This window comes from Streptomyces sp. NPDC093801, assembly GCF_040701585.1.
In the GTDB taxonomy this organism is placed as follows: domain Bacteria; phylum Actinomycetota; class Actinomycetes; order Streptomycetales; family Streptomycetaceae; genus Streptomyces.
Genome location: NZ_JBFBDP010000035.1, coordinates 45,704 through 64,669 on the forward strand (window position 1 = coordinate 45,704; position 18,966 = coordinate 64,669).

14 protein-coding genes are annotated in these 18,966 nt (G+C 74.8%); 13 read left to right on the forward strand and 1 reads right to left on the reverse strand.

Annotated features, from left to right (window positions below; all coding sequences use genetic code 11):
* The 13 genes from AB0469_RS32665 to AB0469_RS32725 all read left to right on the forward strand — a co-directional run bounded on the left by AB0469_RS32665 (position 1) and on the right by AB0469_RS32725 (position 17,692).
* A complete protein-coding gene (locus AB0469_RS32665) occupies positions 1-1,191 on the forward strand; it encodes an acyl-CoA dehydrogenase family protein (protein ID WP_366455099.1) in 1,191 nt (396 codons plus the stop codon).
* Between the two features lie 51 nt (positions 1,192-1,242).
* Positions 1,243-2,400, forward strand: a complete 1,158-nt coding sequence (locus AB0469_RS32670) for a cytochrome P450 (RefSeq protein ID WP_366455100.1) — start codon at positions 1,243-1,245, stop codon at positions 2,398-2,400.
* Positions 2,401-2,490: 90 nt separating this feature from the next.
* Positions 2,491-3,573 carry a saccharopine dehydrogenase gene (locus tag AB0469_RS32675; protein WP_366455101.1) on the forward strand — a complete coding sequence of 361 codons (1,083 nt, stop codon included), beginning with the start codon at positions 2,491-2,493 and terminating at the stop codon, positions 3,571-3,573.
* On the forward strand, positions 3,563-4,765 hold the full coding sequence (locus AB0469_RS32680; protein WP_366455102.1) for a saccharopine dehydrogenase C-terminal domain-containing protein: 1,203 nt from the start codon (positions 3,563-3,565) through the stop codon (positions 4,763-4,765). The genes AB0469_RS32675 and AB0469_RS32680 overlap by 11 nt, the downstream gene beginning before the upstream one ends.
* An 85-nt stretch (positions 4,766-4,850) precedes the next feature.
* Positions 4,851-6,179 (forward strand): SidA/IucD/PvdA family monooxygenase, encoded by a 1,329-nt coding sequence (locus AB0469_RS32685; protein ID WP_366455103.1) that lies wholly within the window; start codon positions 4,851-4,853, stop codon positions 6,177-6,179.
* Positions 6,179-7,690 carry an FAD-dependent oxidoreductase gene (locus AB0469_RS32690; RefSeq protein WP_366455104.1) on the forward strand — a complete coding sequence of 504 codons (1,512 nt, stop codon included), beginning with the start codon at positions 6,179-6,181 and terminating at the stop codon, positions 7,688-7,690. Before AB0469_RS32685 ends, AB0469_RS32690 begins: the two co-directional genes overlap by 1 nt.
* Entirely contained in the window at positions 7,687-9,960 is a 2,274-nt protein-coding gene (locus AB0469_RS32695; RefSeq protein WP_366455105.1) for a class I tRNA ligase family protein, read from the forward strand. Before AB0469_RS32690 ends, AB0469_RS32695 begins: the two co-directional genes overlap by 4 nt.
* The gene (locus AB0469_RS32700) at positions 9,957-13,247 is read left to right on the forward strand and encodes an amino acid adenylation domain-containing protein (protein ID WP_366455106.1); all 3,291 of its coding nucleotides are present in this window, start codon (positions 9,957-9,959) and stop codon (positions 13,245-13,247) included. Before AB0469_RS32695 ends, AB0469_RS32700 begins: the two co-directional genes overlap by 4 nt.
* Positions 13,247-14,953, forward strand: a complete 1,707-nt coding sequence (locus tag AB0469_RS32705) for an AMP-binding protein (protein WP_366455107.1) — start codon at positions 13,247-13,249, stop codon at positions 14,951-14,953. Before AB0469_RS32700 ends, AB0469_RS32705 begins: the two co-directional genes overlap by 1 nt.
* Positions 14,946-15,230 (forward strand): acyl carrier protein, encoded by a 285-nt coding sequence (locus AB0469_RS32710; protein ID WP_366455108.1) that lies wholly within the window; start codon positions 14,946-14,948, stop codon positions 15,228-15,230. Before AB0469_RS32705 ends, AB0469_RS32710 begins: the two co-directional genes overlap by 8 nt.
* A gap of 3 nt (positions 15,231-15,233) precedes the next feature.
* Positions 15,234-15,839, forward strand: a complete 606-nt coding sequence (locus tag AB0469_RS32715; RefSeq protein ID WP_366455109.1) for a GNAT family N-acetyltransferase — start codon at positions 15,234-15,236, stop codon at positions 15,837-15,839.
* Positions 15,836-16,909, forward strand: coding sequence for a C45 family peptidase (locus AB0469_RS32720; RefSeq protein ID WP_366455110.1), 1,074 nt, complete (start codon positions 15,836-15,838; stop codon positions 16,907-16,909). The genes AB0469_RS32715 and AB0469_RS32720 overlap by 4 nt, the downstream gene beginning before the upstream one ends.
* 54 nt (positions 16,910-16,963) lie before the next feature.
* The gene (locus tag AB0469_RS32725; RefSeq protein ID WP_366455111.1) at positions 16,964-17,692 is read left to right on the forward strand and encodes a 4'-phosphopantetheinyl transferase superfamily protein; all 729 of its coding nucleotides are present in this window, start codon (positions 16,964-16,966) and stop codon (positions 17,690-17,692) included.
* Here AB0469_RS32725 and serS read toward each other — a convergent pair.
* Positions 17,679-18,956 (reverse strand): serine--tRNA ligase, encoded by a 1,278-nt coding sequence (gene serS / locus AB0469_RS32730; RefSeq protein ID WP_366455112.1) that lies wholly within the window; start codon positions 18,954-18,956, stop codon positions 17,679-17,681. The genes AB0469_RS32725 and serS overlap by 14 nt on opposite strands.
* Positions 18,957-18,966 lie beyond the last annotated feature (10 nt).

Consider the following 18,966-nt stretch of genomic DNA (forward strand, 5'->3'; position numbering starts at 1 on the left):
ATGGAACCGACCACGAGCTTCGACCCCGAGGTGCTCGCCCTCCCCTTCTACGAGGACTCCCACCGCCGCCTCGCCGCGGTGGCCGGCGCCTGGTGCGACAGCAACCGCGTGCTGTGGGAGGAGGCCCGCGCCCTCGACCCGGACGCCGCCGGACGCCGCCTCGTGCGCGCCCTCGGCGCGGCGGGCTGGCTCACCGAACTCGACCCGCGGGGCGTCCCGGTGGACGACTTCCGGGCGGTGTGCCTGCGCCGCGAGGCCCTCGCCTACGCCGAGGACCTGGCCGACTTCGCCTTCTCCGTCCAGGCGCTGGCCGCGACCCCGCTGCTGCGCTTCGGCAGCGAGGCGCAGCGCCGCCGCTACCTGCCCGGGATGGCCGCGGGCACCCTGATCGGGGCGTTCGCGGTCTCCGAGAAGGAAGCCGGGTCCGACCTGGCGTCGGTCGGGCTGGAGGCGGTGCGCGAGCGGGACGGCTCGTACACGCTGAAGGGCCGCAAGGCGTGGATCGCGAACGGCACCATCGCGGACCTGTTCGTGGTCATCGCCCGCACGGGGGAGGGACCGGGACCGCTGGGCCTGTCGGCCTTCCTGGTGCCGGCCGCCACGCCCGGGCTGCGGGTCGAGCGGATCGACTCCATCGCCCCGCGCTCCTTCGCCCACCTCGCCTTCGAGGACTGCCGGCTGCCGGCCGACGCGGTGCTCGGGCGGCCGGGGAAGGGGTTCGTGGTCGCCGTGGACCTGCTGGAGCGGTTCCGCACGACCGTCGGCGCGGCCGCCCTCGGCTTCGCCCGGCGCGCCTTCGACACCGCCCTCGCGCACGTCCTGGCGCGGGAGGCGTACGGGTCCGTGCTCTTCGACCTCCAGCTGGTCAAGGCCCGGCTCGCCGACATGGAGGTGCAGCTGAACGCGGCCTCGCTGCTGGTGGCGCGGGCCGCCTGGGAGACCGACCGGGGCAGCCGCCGCTTCGCCCGGCACTCCAACATCGCCAAGGTCCACGCCACCGAGGCCGCGCAGGAGGTGGTGGACTGCGCGGTGCAGCTGCTGGGCGCGGCGGGGATCGTCCGGGACTCCGTCACCGAGCGGCTGTACCGGCAGATCCGCTCCCTGCGCATCTACGAGGGCACCTCGGAGGTGCTGCGCATGGCCATCGCGGGCTCCCTCGACATGCGCAGGGCGGCACGCGCCGCGGCCTGACCGCCCCGTACGACCCGCCCCACCCGCAAGACCGTTCAACGAGGAGATGCAGTGAACGCCCCGAGCACCGTCGACCCCACCCCCGTCGAGGCCGTCCGCCTCGCGGACCCCTACCCCTTCTACGCGCGCCTGGTGGCCGAGCGCCCCTTCGCCTTCGACGAGGCGCTCGGGGCGTGGGTGGCCGCCGACGCGGCCGCGGTGCGCGCGGTGCTCGGCGCCGGCGCGCTGCGGGTGCGGCCGGTGGCGGAGCCCGTTCCGGCGGGCATCGCGGGGACGGCGGCCGGGGAGGTCTTCGGCGAGCTCGTACGGATGACGGACGGGGCGGCGGCGGTCCGCCTCAAGGGGGTCGTGGCGCAGGCCCTGGCCCGCGCCGACCTCGGGCGGGCCGCCGCGCTGGCCGCCCGCTTCACCGGCGAGGCGCTGGCCGGGGGCGGCGAAGTCCCGTACGGGGAGCTGATGTTCGGGGTCCCGGCCCGGGTCGTCGCCGCGCTGAGCGGCCTGGCCGACGGCGCCGACCGCGCGGCGGCCCGCGCGATCGCCGACTTCGTCCGCTGCATCCCGGCCACCGCCACCCCGGCCGACCAGCGGGCGGCGGCGGGGGCTGCCGTCCGCCTGCGCGAGCTGCTGGGCCCGTCCCTCGCCTCGGCCTCGGCGGCCCCCCTCGGTGAGGGCGACACCGCGAACGGGCTGCTGCGCGAGCTCGTGGCGGCCGCAGAGCGCAGCGGATGGGCGCACCCGGGGCCGCTGCTCTCCAACGCCATCGGCTTCCTCTCGCAGACCTACGACGCCACCGCCGGCCTCATCGGGAACACGCTCGTCGCCCTCGCCCGGGGCGCCGGCACCCCCGACACGGGGGCGCTCGTGCGCGAGGTGGTCCGCCATGACGCGCCGGTCCAGAACACCCGGCGCTTCGCCGCCGGGGCGTTCACCCACGCGGGCTCCACCGTGGAGCCCGGGCAGCAGGTCCTCGTCCTCCTCGCCGCCGCCAACCGAGACCCGGCCGTCAACCCGGACCCCCACACGCTGTCACCCGGAAGGGTGAATCCGACCGTGTTCACCTTCGGTGCGGGAGCCCACCGCTGCCCGGGCGGGGAGCTGGCGGCGGTCCTCGCCACCGCCGTGGTGGACGGGGTCCGCAGGGCAGGCTGGAGCACCACAGCGACCCCCGCCTACCGCCCTCTGGCGAACGCCCGGATCCCGCTCCTCTAGCGCGCGAGAACGTCCAGGACGCAGCCCCCGCAACCGCGATCAGGCCGGGGGTCACCCACCCCCATGCCTCCAGACAGGACAAAACGCACCATGTCGGACCACATGTCGGACCCCACCCACCTCTGGATGCGGCACGAGGCCCGCTCCACCGAACGCCGCGCCCCCCTCACCCCGCAGGACGCCGCCCGCCTCGTCGAGGCCGGCGTCCGCATCACCGTCGAGGAGTCGGCCCAGCGCGCCTTCCCCCTCGCCGACTACACCGCCGCCGGCTGCGCCACCGCCCCCACCGGCACCTGGCACGAGAAGGCCCCCGACGACGCCTACGTCCTCGGCCTCAAGGAACTCCCCGCCGGACCCGGCGCCCCCGCGCTGCGCCACCGGCACATCTACTTCGGCCACGCCTACAAGGGCCAGTCCGGCGCCCGCGAGCTGCTCGCCCGCTTCACCGCCGGCGGCGGCGCCCTGCTCGACATGGAGTACCTCACCGACGACTCCGGCCGCCGCGTCGCCGCCTTCGGCTACTGGGCCGGCTACATCGGCGCCGCCCTCGCCGTCCTGCACCACCGCCGCGCCCTCACCACCCCCCTGGTCCCCACCGACCGCCCCGCCCTCGACGACCTCCTCGCCTCCACGGCGCCGGCCGCGGACACCACCGCCGCCCTCGTCATCGGCGCCCTCGGCCGCTGCGGCCGCGGAGCCTGCGACGCCCTCGTCCAGGCCGGCCTGGAACCCACGCGCTGGGACCTGCCCGAGACCCGCGACCTCGACCGCGCGGCCCTCCTCGGCCACGACCTCCTCGTCAACACCGTCCTGACCAGCACCCCCGTACCGCCCTTCCTGACCAAGGCCGACCTGGACGAACCCGTCCGCCGCCTGCGCCTGGTCTCCGACGTCACCTGCGACGTCACCTCCGACTGCAACGTCCTGCCCGTCTACGACGAGACCACCACCTGGGCCGAGCCCGTCCGCACCCTGCGCGACGGCGAACGCCCCCTCGACCTGATCGCCATCGACAACCTCCCCTCCCTCCTCCCCGTCGAGGCCAGCACCGCCTTCTCCGCCGAACTCGCCCCGCACCTGCTGCGCCTGGCCGAGTGGGACGGCGTCTGGGCCCGAGCCCTGCACACCTACCGGACGGCCGTCGAAGCCCAGGAGGCACGCCTTGTCATCTGACCCGTTACCCGCGCCCGCGGCGGCCCCCGCGTCCGGCACCGTCCACTGGATAGGCACCGGACTGTCCACCGGCCGCTCCGGCCTCTCCCTCGTCTGCGAGCGCGCCCGCCGCGTGGTCCTGTGGGACCGCACGGCCGAGCGCGCCGCCGCCCGCCTGGCCGCCCTCGGCCTGGCGGGCCGCGCCGAGGTCCGCGCCCTCACCCCCGCCGCCCTGGCGGCGGAGACGGGCGCGGGCGACGTCCTCGTCTCCATGCTCCCGGCCACCGAGCACGCCCCCCTGCTCGGTCTGGCCGCCGACCGCGGCGCCCACTTCGCCTGCACCAGCTACACCTCCCCGGAGCTGGCCGAACAGGCGCAGCGGGCGGCCGCGCGGGCCCGTACCGTCGTCCTCACCGAGGCCGGGCTCGACCCCGGCATCGACCACCTCATGGCCCACGACCTCGTCGCCCGGGCCCGCGACGCGTTCGGCCCGTCGCCGGCGACCGCCGTGTTCACCTCCTACTGCGGAGGCCTCCCGGCGGTACCCGGCCCGTTCCGCTACCGCTTCAGCTGGGCCCCGTACGGGGTCCTCAGCGCCCTCGGCAACCCGGCCCGCTACATCGACGGGTGCGCCGAGCTCACCGCCTCCCGCCCCTGGGAGGCGACCGGCCCCCTGACCCTGGCGGGCGAGGAGTTCGAGGTCTACCCCAACCGCGACAGCCTCCCCTTCGTCGCCCAGTACGGCATCCCGTACTACTGGCACCTCGACACCTTCGTCCGCGGCACCCTGCGCAACGCCGGCTGGCGCACCGCCTGGGCGGAGGTCTTCGAGACCGTCGCCACCGGGGACCAGGACGCCGTCCGTGCCCTGGCCCACGAGCTCGCCGCCCGCCACCCGTCCGGCCCCGCCGACCTCGACCGCGTCGTGCTGTCCGTCTCCCTGGAGCTGCGCACCAGGTCGGGCGAGCGCTGGCGCGGCTCCCGCCTGCTCGACCTCACCGGCGGCCCGGGCGAGTCGGCCATGGCCCGCTGCGTCTCCCTCCCCGTCGCCTACGGCGTGACGCGCATCCTGGCCGGCGCCCTCCCCGCCGGGCTGAACCGGGCCGCCGGGACGCCCCGCGAGGCCTCCCGCTGGCTGTCGTTCCTCGGCGCCCACGGCCTCGCCGGCCGCTACGAGGAGACCGCCTCCACCCCCACAGGAGTACCGGCATGACCGCCTGACGACCCCACCCCACCCCTCCCTCACCCCACTTCCCCCTCACCTCACCCACCGCACATCGAACGAGAGGTTCCGAACCATGGGGCACGAGAGCTTCCGGCCGGGCATCACGCACTTCCGCTGCGTGGGAGTCGGCGTGGGCCCGGCCAACCTCAGCCTGGCGTCCCTGCTGCACAGCAGGCCGGACGTACCCAATCTCTTCCTCGACCGCAAGGAGTCCTTCGGCTGGCACGACGGCCAGCAGATCCCCGGCACCAGCCTCCAGGTCTCCCAGTTCAAGGACCTGGTCAGCCTGGCCGACCCCGCCAACCCCTTCTCCTTCCTCTCCTACCTGCACGCCAAGGGCCGGGTGTACCACTTCCTCAACGCCCAGTTCGACGACGTGCCGAGGCTGGAGTTCCGCAACTACCTGGCCTGGGCCAGCCGCCGCAACGAGAACGTCGTCTTCGGCGAGGGCGTCGAGGAGGTCGACTTCGACGACGGGCGCGGAGTGTTCACGGTCCGCACCGAACGCCGCACCGTCACCGCCGAGAACGTCGTCGTCGGCGTCGGCAGCCGCCCCTGGGTGCCGCCGCTGGGCGCCCACCAGCTCGGCCCCACCCAGTTCCACGTCAGCGATTACATGGCCAACGCGCAGGACGTCGGCGGCAAGCGGGTCGTGGTCATCGGCGGCGGCCAGTCCGGCGCCGAGGCCTTCCTCGACCTGATCTCCCGCGGCGGCTGGGACCTGCCCCGCCGGGTCTCGTGGATCTCGCGCCGGCAGAACTACTTCCCGATCGACGACTCGCCCTTCACCAACGACTACTACATGCCCAGCCACGCCGACTACTTCTACGGGCTGCCGCGCGAGCGCCGCCAGTCGCTGAACTCCCGCAACGTCCTCAGCAGCGACGGCATCTCCGAGTCCACCCTGCGCGAGATCTACCAGGGCATCTACGTCCACCGGTTCGTGGAGGGCAACGAGGACCTGGTCGCCCTGCACCCGGGCCGCGAGGTCTTCGACGTCCGCCCCGGCCCCTTCGGCGGCTGGGAGGTCTGCGCCCGGCACACCCAGGAGGAGCGGTCCGTGGAGAAGTTCGAGACCGACGTCGTCGTCTGGGCCACCGGCTACCGGCCCGCCGCGACCGAGTTCCTCGCCCCGCTCGCCGGACGCCTGGAGCACGAGGGCGAGGAGCTGCGCGTCGACGAGGACTACGCCGTCCGCTGGGACGGGCCCGCCGACCGCCGGATCTTCGTCCAGAACGGCGTCCGCGGCCAGCGCGGCCTCGCCGACCCCAACCTCAGCCTCAACGCCTGGCGCAGCCGGCGCATCGCCGACCGGCTGTGCGGCGTACGCGGGGACGAGCAGCTCGCCTCCTTCATCGAGTGGTCCTCCAAGACCCCCCAGGACGAACGGTGGACCGCCTGATGACCACGGACCGCGCCGGCTCCTGCCGCCCCCTGTCCACCGACCCGGAGGCGACCCCCGCCCCCGTGGCCCCACCGACGGCCACCGCCGCCACGACCGCCCCGGGCGCGCCCCGTTCCACGCCGGCCACCCCGGGCGCCACGGCTGCCATGTCGGCCGCGGCGGGCTCCGCGGCTGCCATGTCGGCCGCGTCGGGCGTCGCGGCTGCCATGTCGGCCGCGTCGGGCTCCGCGGCTGCCATGTCGGCCGCGTCGGGCTCCGCGGCTGCCATGCCGCCCACCCCGGGCGTCGCGGCTGCCATGCCGGCCGCCTCGGGCGCCACGGCTGTCGCGCCGGCCGCCTCCGGCGGGGCGGTCGCCGCGCCGGCCGCCTCCGGCGGGTCCGCCGATCCCACCACCGCGCCCGCGTACCGCACCACCGCGGCCCACGCCGGCGGCCCCACCGGGGCCCGGACCGACGTGGCCGTCGTCGGCGCCGGCATCCTCGGCGTCCTCGTCGCCCGCGAGGTCCTCGCCCGCGACCCCTCCGCCACCGTCACCGTCCTCGACCGGGACATGATCGGCTCCGGAGCCACCCGCCGCTCCGCCGGACTGCACTTCCCGCGCGGGGCCAACGACGCCGTCCGCGCCCTGGCCGCCGAGAGCGAGCGCTTCTACGCCGACCTCCACACCGCCCGCCCCGACCTGCCCATCCACCCCCTCGACATGACCGTCCTCGCGCCCGAGTCCGCCGAAGAGGCCCTGCGCGAGGCCTACCTCCCCGAGGCCAAGCTCCGCTGGACCGCCGAACTGCCCCCCTGCGTCCCCGCCCTGCCGAAGGACTTCGGGGCCTGGGAGGGCGACGGCTGCCAGTACGCCGACGTCCACGCGCTCACCCAGCTCCTCGCCGCCGAACTGCGCCCCGCCGTCTCCTTCCGCGAGGGCGTGGCCGTCGAGACCGCCGCCGCCGGCCCCGGCGGCACCCGGCTCACCCTGACCGGCGGCGCCACCCTCGACGCCGGCCACGTCGTCATCGCCCCCGGCCCCTGGACCGGGGAACCCGCCTGGCGCGAGCTCGTCGCCCCGCTCGGGACCCGGGTCAAGAAGGTCGTCGCCCTGCACGTGGACACGGCGCCCGCCCCCGGGGACCGGGCGGTCGTCCTGCACGAGGAGGACGCCTTCCTGCTGCCCGTCCACCACCGGGGCCACTGGCTGCTCAGCTACACCTGCCGGGAGTGGGACGCCGACCCCGCCACCGTCGACCCGGCCGTCACCGCGGGCCACCTGCGCGAAGGCCGCGCCCTCCTCACCCGCTACGCCCCCGCCCTGGCCGCCCACTGCCGGTCGGGCCGGGTGTTCTGCGACGCGTACGGGCCCGACGGCACGCCCCTGGCCACCGCCCTCGACCCCTACGGCCGGCTCCTCTTCGCGGGCGCCGCCGGCGGCTCCGGCTACCGCCTGGCCCCGGCGCTCGCCGCCCGCGCCGTCGACCTGATCCCCTCCCTCCCGTCCCCGCGAAAGGCCACGACATGATCATCGCGAGTTATGACGACGACGTGCTGGAGCAGGCGTTCGGCATCGACATGAGCGGCGTGGAGGGCCTCGGGACCGGCGCCGGCTGGGGCCGCGTCGCCCCCGGAAGGGCCACCGACGACCACCACCACGACGAGACCGAACTGTTCGTCATCGTCTCCGGCCGCGGCCGCTTCCTCATCGACGGCGCACACCACGAGGCCGCCCCCGGCACCGTCGTCCTCTTCGAGCCCTTCGAGTCCCACGTCCTGGAGAACACCGCCGAGGACGGCACCGACCTGGTCTTCTTCACCCAGTACTGGCGCGACGCCCAGCGGGCCGCGCAGGCCGCCTCCGCACCCGTCCGCACCGGCTTCGGCGACCGCCCCGTCTTCGTCTTCTCCACCCCGCCCACCCCCAACGGCGACCTGCACCTGGGCCACCTCGCCGGCCCCTACCTCGGCGCCGACGCCTTCACCCGCTTCCAGCGCATGAACGGCACCGAGGCCTACCACCTCACCGGCAGCGACGACTACCAGAGCTACGTCGTCGGCGCCGCCCGCCGCGACGGCCGCACCCCCGCCGAGACCGCCGCCCACTACAGCGCCGAGATCGCCGAGACCCTGCGGCTGATGGACATCCCCCTCGACCAGTACACCGTCACCGACCAGGACCCCGGCTACCGCCAGGGCCTCCAGGACTTCTTCAGCCGGATCGTCGCCTCCGGCGAGATCGCCGTCAGCGAGCACGACGCCCTCTACGACGCCCTCAGCGGCGCGTACCTCTACGAGGCCGACGTGACCGGCGGCTGCCCCGGCTGCGGCGCCGCCACCTCCGGCAACCTCTGCGAGGAGTGCGGCGAACCCAACACCGTCGCCGACCTCGCCGAACCCCGCTCCGCCTCCACCGGCAGCGCACCCCGCCCGGCCCCCGCCGCCCGCTGGACCCTGCCCCTGCACGCCTACGCCGGCGACGTCCGCGCCCACCACCGGCGCGGCCGCGTACCCGCCCGGCTGCGCGAACTCGCCGACCGGCTCTTCCGCCGCCCCGCCCTCGACCTCCCCCTCACCCACCCCTCCGGCTGGGGCGTCGAACCCCGCGAGGGCGACACCGACGGACAGGTCATCTGGGTCTGGCCCGAGATGAGCTACGGCTTCCTGCACGGCATCCAGTCACTCGGCGCCCGCCTCGGCCGCCCCTGGCGGGCCGCCGAGCCGTCCGCCGACTGGAAGATCGTCCACTTCTTCGGCTACGACAACAGCTTCTACCACTCCGTGCTCTACCCGGTCCTCTACCAGCTCGCCCACCCCGGCTGGACCCCCGACATCGACTACCACGTCAACGAGTTCTACCTGCTGGAGGGCGAGAAGTTCTCCACCAGCCGCCGGCACGCGATCTGGGGCAAGGAGGTCCTCACCCCCGACACCGTCGACGCCGTCCGCTACTTCCTCGCCACCACCCGCCCCGAGGGCAGCCGCACCGACTTCCGGCGCGCCGCCTACGAGGCCGTCCTCACCGACACCCTCATCGGCACCTGGCAGCAGTGGCTGACCGACCTCGGCGCCCGCGTCGCCAAGCACCACGGCGGCCGCGCCCCCGACGCCGGCAACTGGACCCCCGAGCACACCGCCTTCCTCGCCCGCCTCGGCACCCGCCTCGACGCCGTCACCGGAGCCCTCGGCAACGACTCCTTCTCCCTCGCCCAGGCCGCGGCCGAACTCGACGGCATCGTCCGCGACACCGTCCGCTTCACCCGCGCCGAAGGCCTCCTCACCGACACCCCCGGCTGGGAGGACGAGAACCGCACCGCCGTCGCCCTCGAACTGGCCGCCGCCCGCCTCCTCGCGCACGCCGCCGCCCCCGTCATGCCCCGGTTCGCCGCCCGGCTGGCCGCAGCCCTCGGCACCGACACCCCGCGCACGTGGCCCCGTACCGTCGAACTCCTCACCCCCGGATCCGCCGTCGACCTCGCCGACGCCGTCTTCTTCCAGCCCTCCCCGGACACCGCCGCCCGGGCCGAGCCCGCCCTCACCCCCTGGCTCACCCAGGTCGCCCGCACCGCCCTGCGCCTCGGCGCCGACGAGCAGATCGCCCACCGCACCCTCACCCAGCTCGCGGCCGGATCCCTCCAGGCCGTCACCGTCCAGTACCAGATCCTCGACGCCCTCGACGTCGACCTGTCCATGGACGAACTCCTGCACGGCGGCACCCTCGCGGAACTCGCCGCCGTCATCGCCGAGCGCGCCGAGCCCTCCGCCGTCGCCGCCCTGACCTCGGGGGAGGCCCGATGAACCAGCACCGCCACGTCCTGCGCGAGATAGCCGAGCGCGGGCTGACCGTCAGCCTCGCCGACGGAGACCTGCGCCTCCAGGGCAACCGCGAACGGATGGACCCCGAGTTCATCGCCCGCGTCAGAGACGCCAAACCCGCCCTCGTCGCCCACCTGGAGCGCGAGGCCGACCACGGCCCCGGCTTCCCCCTCACCCCCCTCCAGCGCAGCTACTACCTCGGCCGCAGCGGCGTCTTCGAGGTCGGCGACGTCTCCAGCCACGTCTTCCACGAGATCGAGGGCGACTGGGACATCGACCGGCTCCAGGCCTCCCTCGACACCGTCGTCGCCGCCCACAGCGGCCTGCGCTCCCGCTTCCTGTCCGACGAACGCCAGGCCACCCAGTACGGCGACCTCGCCCCCCGCATCGGCGTCCTCGACCTGCGCTCCCACACCCCCCGCCAGCAGGACGCCATCCGGGCCCAGCTCCGCGAGATGCGCTCCCACCAGGTCCTGCCCGCCGACCAGGCACCCCTGCTCACCGTCGACGCCACCATCCTCGACGACGACAGGATGCTCCTCCACGTCGGCCACGACGGGCTCGTCATGGACGGCATCAGCATGTTCCTCTTCTTCCGCGCCTGGTGGCACGCCTACCAGAGCCCCGGCGCCGACGTCCACGAGGAACTCCCCTACGAGGACTACCTCACCGCCCTCGAAGCGGCCCGCGACAAGGCCCCCGCCCGCCGCTCCCGCGCCTACTGGCTGGACCGCGCCGACGACCTCGCCCCCCACCCCGACCTGCCGCTGCGCACCAGCCCCGCCGCCCTGACCGAGACCCGCTTCACCCAGCGCCGCGTCACCCTCGACCGCACCGCCTGGACCGCCCTCAAGGACCGCGCCGCGGCCGCCGGCCTGACCCCCTCCGCCCTGCTGCTCGCCGCCTACGCCGAGACCCTCGCCACCTGGGGCGCCGGCGAGCGGTTCACCCTCACCACCACCGTCGCCCACCGTCCGCCCGTCCACCCCCGCGTCTTCGAGGCCATCGGCCAGTTCTCCGACACCCTCCTCGTCGAGGCCGAGGTCGACCGCGCCCTGACCTTCGCCGACCGCGCCCAGCTCCTCCAGGCACGGCTGCACACCGACATCGACCACCGGCACTTCTCCGGCGTCGAGCTGCTGCGCGAACTCGCCCGCCGCCGCGGCGGGGTCACCGGCGCGCGCATGCCGTACACCTTCAACAGCGCCATCGGACACGTCAGCAGCGAGGTCGACGGCTCCGCCCTGGAACTCTTCGGCAAGGAGGTCTACTCCGTCAGCCAGACCCCCCAGGTGTGGCTCAACGCCTTCGCCATGGAGCAGCACGGGGCCCTCGTCGTCCAGCTCGACGGCATCGACGAACTGTTCTGCGAAGGACTCCTCGACGACCTCGCGCACGGCTACCGCACCCTCCTCGCAACCCTCGTCGACGAGGCCTCCTGGCAGCTCCACGCCTTCGACCTGCTGCCGCCCGCCCAGCGCGAGCGCCGCACCGCCGCCAACGACACCGCCGTCGCACTCCCCGACGAGATGCTCGGCGACGCCATCGTGGCCCGGGCCGCCCTCACCCCCGCCGCCCCCGCTATCCTCACCTCCGACCGCACCGTCAGCTACGGCGAGCTCCTGCACCGGGCCGCCACCGCCGCCACCTGGCTGCGCGCCCAGAACGTCGGCCGAGGCGAACTCGTCGGCCTCGTCTGCCACCGCGGGCCCGAGCAGATCGTCGGCATCCTCGCCACCGTCCTCGCCGGAGCCGCCTACCTGCCCGTGGACGCCGCCCTGCCCGCCGCCCGCCAGGAGTACATGCTCGCCGACGGCCGGGTCCGCTGCGTGCTCACCAACACCGGCCGGCCCTCCGACGACTCCGTCGCCGCCTTCGACCTCACCCGGCCCTGCTCCGGCCGCGCCGAACTCCCCGACCGGCTCCCCGGATCCCACCCGGACGACCTCGCGTACGTGCTGTACACCTCCGGCACCACCGGCGCCCCCAAGGGCGTCATGGTCAGCCACCGGAGCGTCGCCAACCTCGTCGCCGACTGCCACGACCGCTTCGGGATCACCGCCGAGGACCGGTTCATGGCCGTCAGCGCCTTCCACTTCGACCTGTCCGTCTGGGACGTCTTCGGCGCCCTCTCGGCCGGCGCCGCCCTCGTCATGCCCGACCGCGACAAGGCCACCGACCCCGCCCACTGGCTCGAACTGTGCTGGCTCTACGGGGTCAGCGTGTGGAACTCCGTCCCCGCCATCGTCGGCCTCCTCCACGGCCAGGCCCGCTCCGACGGCGACGTACCGCCCGGGCTGCGCCTGGTCATGATGAGCGGCGACCGGATCCCGCCCGCCCTGCCCGCACAGCTGCGCGGGCTCGTGCCCGGCCTGGAGGTGGTCTCCCTCGGCGGCCCCACCGAGACCACCGTCTGGAACATCCTGCACCCCGTAGGGGAGGACGAGGACGGGTCCGCCTCCATCCCCTACGGCCGCCCCAACTCCAACAACCGCGCCTACGTCATCGACCGCGACGGCCTCGACGCCCCCGACTGGGTCACCGGCGAGATCACCGCCGCCGGCACGGGCCTGGCCCGCGGCTACTGGGGCGACCCCGAGCGCACCGCCGAGCGCTTCCACGAGGACACCGCCCGCGGGGAGCGCATGTACCGCACCGGCGACCTCGGCCGGTACCTGCCCGACGGCAGCATCCAGATCCTCGGCCGCAGCGACTTCCAGATCAAGATCAACGGCTACCGGATCGAGGCCGGCGAGGTCGAGACCCGCCTCGCCGCCCTCGCCGAGATCGCCCGGGCCGTCGTCGCCCCCCAGGGCAACCGGCTCGTCGCCCACCTCGTCCCCTCCGGCGGCCACCGCCCCCACCTGTCCGAGATCCGCCAGGCCCTGCGCGCCGACCTGCCGGACTACATGCTCCCGGCGGCCGTGCTCTGGCACGAGGAGCTCCCGCTCACCCGCAACGGCAAGGTCGACCGCACGCGGCTGGCCGAACTCGGCGCCCAGGCGCCCGCCGCAGGCCGCGCGTCGGGCGGCAGCGCCCCCGCCACCCAGGCGGAGAAGATCCTCTGCGACATCTGGTCCACCGTCCTGCGCCGCCCCGACGTCGGCGCCCTGGACACCCTGACCTCCCTCGGCGGCGACTCCATCGCGGCCGCCCGCATCCTCACCGCCGCCCGCAAGCGCTTCGGCGTCACCCTCACCCTCGACCAGTTCACCGAACTCGACACGGTCCGTGCGATGGCCGCCGCCCTCCTGCCGAAGGGGGCCTGATGCCCCACCAGGCGCACGGGGAACCCCCCGCCCAGCCACAGCCCCACCAGGGGCGCGGGGCACTGCGCGCTGAGCCGCAGCCGGCGGGCACCCGTCCGGCGACGCTCCCACCCCAGGGGCGCGGGGCACCGCGCGCTGAGCCGCAGCGGACCCGCACCCGACCGACCACACCCCCGGCGGAGCCGGAGACGATCCGCCGGATCGTCTCCGGCCCGCCCCCCACGACCGGCCACCTCCACGTCGCACGACTGGACGGCACCCGGACCATCCCCCTGCGCGAGCTCCACGACCGCGCGGACCGCCTCGCCCACCACCTGCGGAGCACCCACGGCACCGGCCCCGGACACCGCATCGGCATCCTCGCCGCCAACAGCCTCGAATGGGTCCTCCTCGACCTGGCCGCCCTGCGGCTCGGCGCGCAGACCGCCGGCCTGGAACCCGGCAAGTTCACCCCCTCCGCCGAACTCGCCGACCGCTACGCCCTGCACCTGCTCTGCACCGACCAGCCCGCCGACGGAGTCCCCGGCGTCCTCCCCATGGACGAGGTCCTGGCCCTGACCGAGCCCGGCCCCGCCCCCGACGCGCCCCTCCCGCCCGTCACCTGGACCGCCGGCGACGTCACCACCATCAAGTTCACCTCCGGCAGCACCGGCGTCCCCAAGGGCCTCGGCGCCACCGCCGGAAGCATCGACAGCTCCCTCACGGCCGTCCAGGAGATCTTCGAACACACTCTCGACGACCACCTCTTCGTCTTCCTGCCCCTCTCCCTCCTCCAGCAGCGCTACTGGGTGTACTCCGCCCTCCTCCACGGCCACGACGTCACCGTCACCACCTACGAGGCCGCCTTCGCCACCCTGCGCCGCGTCCGCCCCACCGTCGTCATGGGCGTCCCCGCCTTCTACGAGACCGCCCGCCGCCAGATCGGGGCCCGCCTGCGCCGCACCCCCGGCCAGAGCCCCGAACAGGCCGCCCGCGCCCTCTTCGGCGACCGCATCCGCTACCTGTGGACCGGCTCCGCGCCCGCCTCCCCGGCCGTGCTCCGCTTCTTCCACCACGAGGCCCGCCTGCCCCTGTACGAGGGCTACGGGCTCAACGAGACCTGCATCGTCACCAAGAACCACCCCGGCGCCCACCGCGAGGGCAGCGTCGGCCGGGCCGTCCGCGGCAAGGAGGTGCTCATCGGCGACGACGGGGTCATCAGCGTCCGCAGCACCCACCCCGTCAACAACCACTACACCTACGCCCGCCCGGGCGACTCCGAGAAGGTCTTCTCGCCCGACGGAACCGTCCGCACCGGCGACCTCGGCCACCTCGACGAGGACGGCTACCTCTTCGTCCACGGCCGCGCCGACGACGTCATCGTCCTCGACAACGGCAGGAAGGTCATCGTCCGGCCCATCGAGGAGCTCATGCGCGCCGACCCGGCCATCGCCGAATGCGTGCTGTTCAGCCCCACCCAGACCGACCTCGTCGCCGTGGTCTCCCCGGCCGCCGCCCCCGCCGACCACGCGGCCATCGCCGCCCGCCTCGCCGCCGTCAACGCCGCCACCACCCCCGACGAGCGCATCAGCCGCGTCCTCGTCGCCGACCCGCCGTTCAGCATCGAGGGCGGCCTGCTGACCTCCCAGTACAAGCCGAAGCGCCCCGACATCCGGGCCGCCTACCACGAACCGCTGCACTCCCAGGAGGCCGGAATCCATGCCTGACACCACCGCGCACACCCTCGTCGAGGACGCCGCCCGCGACCAGCTCGCCCTCGTCCTGGTCCCCGAGGTCCCCGCCGAGGAGATCGACCCCGACGCCGACATGGTCGCCGCCTACGGGCTGACCTCCCTCAACAAGGTCCTCTTCCTCACCGAGGTCTGCGAGGAGACCGGCGTGGACCTCGCCCACTTCACCGAGCACGACCTCGCCGACATGAAGACCCTCCGCGACGTCACCGCCGCCCTCGCCCGCCACCACCACGCCACCACCGGAGCCTGAACCATGAGCTGGACCGAACACGCCGCCGCCGTCCTGGAGAACGACCGGGTGCGCCTCACCCCGATCACCGAGGCCGACCGCGAGGGCATCCGGGCCGTGGCCATGGACCCCGACATCTGGCGCTACTTCGTCGCCGCCGTCGAGACCGACGCCGACTTCGAGGCCTTCTTCGACGCCAACCTCGCCGACCACGCGGCCGGCCGCCGCACCGTCTTCACCCTCACCGACAAGGACAGCGGCCGCATCGCCGGCAGCATGAGCTTCGGCAACATGGCCGAGGCCGACCGCCGCCTGGAACTCGGCTGGTCCTGGCTCGGCCGCGACTTCCGCGGCCGCGGCGTCAACCACTGGGCCAAGGCCCTCCTGCTGGAACACGCCTTCGAGGTGCTGGGCGCCGAACGCGCCGAGTTCAAGACCGACGTCCTCAACGTCCAGGCCCGCCGCGGCCTCGCGAACATCGGCGCCACCGAGGAGGGCGTCCTGCGCAGCTTCAACTACATGCCCGGCGGCCGCCGCCGGGACGCCGTCTTCTACAGCATCCTGCGCGCCGAATGGCCCGCCGTCCGGGCGCACCTCGCGCGCGGCCCCAGGAAGGCCGTACCGGCATGAGCGAGCCCGCCGCCGCCGACCCCGGCATCAGCCACATACGGGTCTGCGGCACCCCGTACGAGATCGGCCGCGCCCACGGCGCGGCCCTCGCCACGCCCCTGCGGGCCTTCCTCGACGACGGCCTGGCCCGCCTCAACCACCTCGTCCCCCGGCCCCTGACCCTGCCCGCCCTGCGCCCGGACATCGCCGCCCACCGCAGGGCCGTCACCGCCTGCCTGCCCGACCTCGCCGAGGAGGTGGCCGGCCTCGCCGACGGAGCCGGCACCTCCGAGGACGAGGCCTGGCTGCTCCAGCTGCGCCGCGAGATCCTCGGCTACTCCAAGGTCCGCACCGGCGGCGACTGCACCACCTACGCCCGCACCGGACCCGGCGCCGGGCCGCCCGTCCTCGCCCAGACCGTCGACCTCAGCGGCGACCTCGACAGCCACATCAGCGTCCTGGAGGTCGCCCGCGCCGGCACCGCCCGCCGCTCCCTGGTCCTCAGCTTCGCCGGCCTCCTCGGCTACCTCGGCCTCAACAGCGACGGCCTCGCCGTCGGACTGAACCTGGTCCTCGGCGGCACCTGGGGCCCGGGCGTCCCCCCGTACCTGGCCATCCGCCACCTCCTCGACACCGCGGCCGACACCGGCCAGGCCCTCAAGCTCCTCGCGGACCTGCCGCTGGCCAGCTCCCGCTCCTTCATGCTCTGCGACCCCGAGCGGGCCCTCTACGTGGAACACCTCGACGGCGACCTCCGCGTCACCGAGGCCGCCGGCCCCGGCGCGCTCACCCACACCAACCACTACCTCCACCCGGACTTCACCCCGGCGGACGAACTGAACGTCTTCGCCCGCAACTCCTCCCTGCGCCGCCTGCACGCGGCCGCCGAAGGCCTGGCCGCCCTCCCCGCCACCGCGACCCCCGAGGACCACCTGAACCTCCTGTCCCAGCCGCCCCTGCGCGTCCCCGACCGCGGGGACATCCGCGCCGAACGCACGGTCGCCGCGGCCGTCATGCTCCCCGCGGCCGGCCGCCTCCACCTCCGCCCGGGCGACCCCGCACGCTCCCGCACCCGCGTCTTCGGCCTGTAGGCGCAGGCACGGGGGCCGCCGCATCCATGCAAGGGCCGTGCCAGAGAAAGGAGCATGATGGACGCATGGCTGGTCGACCTCGACCAGGTCGCCCCCCAGGACATCAGCGCGCACTACCCCGAGGGCCTGACCGAGGAGGAGCTGCGGCGCGGTGCCGAGTTCGTCCATGCGCGGGCGGCCCACCGGTTCTTCCGGGCCCGCCTCACCGTCCGCCGCCTGCTCGCCGAGCGGCTCGGGCTCGCCGCCCACGACCTGCGCATCCACTACGACCCGGCCGGCAAGCCCTACCTGCCCGACCAGCCCGGCACGCACGTCAGCTGGTCCCGCTCCGACGGGCTGCTGCTGCTCGGCGCCACCGAGACCGGGCCCATCGGGGTCGACGTCGAGCTGGTCCGCCCGTCCACCAGCAGCCTCGACGTGCTCACGTTCGTCTACCCCGGGGTCCCGGACGGGGTCGGCGCCGACACCTTCTTCCACGCCTGGACCCTGCTGGAGGCCGCGGTGAAGGCCACCGGGCGCGGACTGACCGACGGCGCGCGGGAGGTCGACCTGGCCTTCGGGCCGGACGGATCCGTCACCCTGCGCGGGATCACCGGGCACGGCGCCCTGCCCTGGCACGGGCACACCGCGCTCCAGCCCACCCGCCAGGACTGCCCCTGGGCGATGACCGCGTTCGTGTCCCGGGAACTGCCGCCGGTGACCGTCCTGACCTGGCCGGACCGCGCCGGAGCCCCCGCGGGGCCCCCGGCGCGGTCCCCCGCCGGGGGACTCAGGACGGGCTGACGACGGGCGCGCCGTCCGGGGCGATCGCCGAGAAGCCCGTGTACGGGACCAGCGCGGGCGGCACGGCCACCGAGCCGTCCGCACGCTGGTACTGCTCCAGGATCGCCACCAGCGTGCGGCCCACCGGAAGCGCCGAACCGTTCAGGGTCGCCGCGAATGCCTTGCGCCCGTCCCGGCCGCGCACCCGGATGCCGGCCCGGCGGCCCTGGAAGTCGCCGCAGTCGGAGCAGGAGGAGATCTCCCGGTAGGTGCCCTGGCCCGGCAGCCACACCTCGATGTCGTAGGTGCGCCGGGCGGCGAACCCGAGGTCCCCGGCCCGCAGTTCCACGACCCGGTGCGCCAGCCCCAGCCGCCTCAGCGCCGTCTCGGCGTGCCCGGTGAGCAGCTCCAGCTCCTCGGCGGCCCGGTCGGGGTGGCAGATCCGCACCAGCTCCACCTTCTCGAACTGGTGCAGCCGCACCAGCCCGCGGGTGTCGCGCCCGTACGAGCCCGCCTCCGCCCGGTAGCAGGGCGTGAACGCGGTCAGCGCGAGGGGGAGTTCGCCCTCCTGGAGGGTCTCGCCCCGGTAGAGGTTGACCAGCGGTACCTCCGCCGTCGGGATCAGCAGCAGGTCGCGGTCGGCGGCGTTCGTCAGGAACAGGTCGTCCTCGAACTTCGGCAGCTGCCCGGTCCCCGTCATCGTCTCCCGGCTGACCAGGTGCGGCACCCCGTGCTCGGTGTACCCGTGCTCGGTGGTGTGCAGGTCCAGCAGGAACGCGGCCAGCGCCCGCTCCAGCCGGGCCCCCGCCCCGCGGGTCACCGCGAAGCGCGAGCCCGACAGCTTGGCGGCGCGCACCGGGTCCAGGATCCCCAGACGGGTGCCCACGTCGACGTGGTCGCGCGGTGCGAACTCGAAGCCGGGCACCTCCCCCCAGACCCGCCGCACCACCGGCGGGTCCTGCTCCGTCCCGTCGGGGACGCCGGCGTGCGGCCGGTTCGGGACGGCCGGCAGCAGCGCGCCGAGCCCGTCCTCCGCCTCCTTGAGCTCCTCCGACACCGACCGCAGCCGCTCCCGGGCCTCCTGGAGCCGGGCCCGGGCGGCCGCGTCCGGCGGGCCGCCGACCTTCGCCGAGCGGTTCTGCTCGGCCCGCAGCTTGTCCCGCTCGGCGATCAGCCGGGCGCGCCGTTCGGTCAGGGTGCGCAGGGCGTCCCGGTCCAGGACGTAGCCGCGGCGGGCCAGGTCGGCCTCCGCCTCGTCCTGGAGCAGGCTGTGCGGGTCGTGCATGACGGCTCCT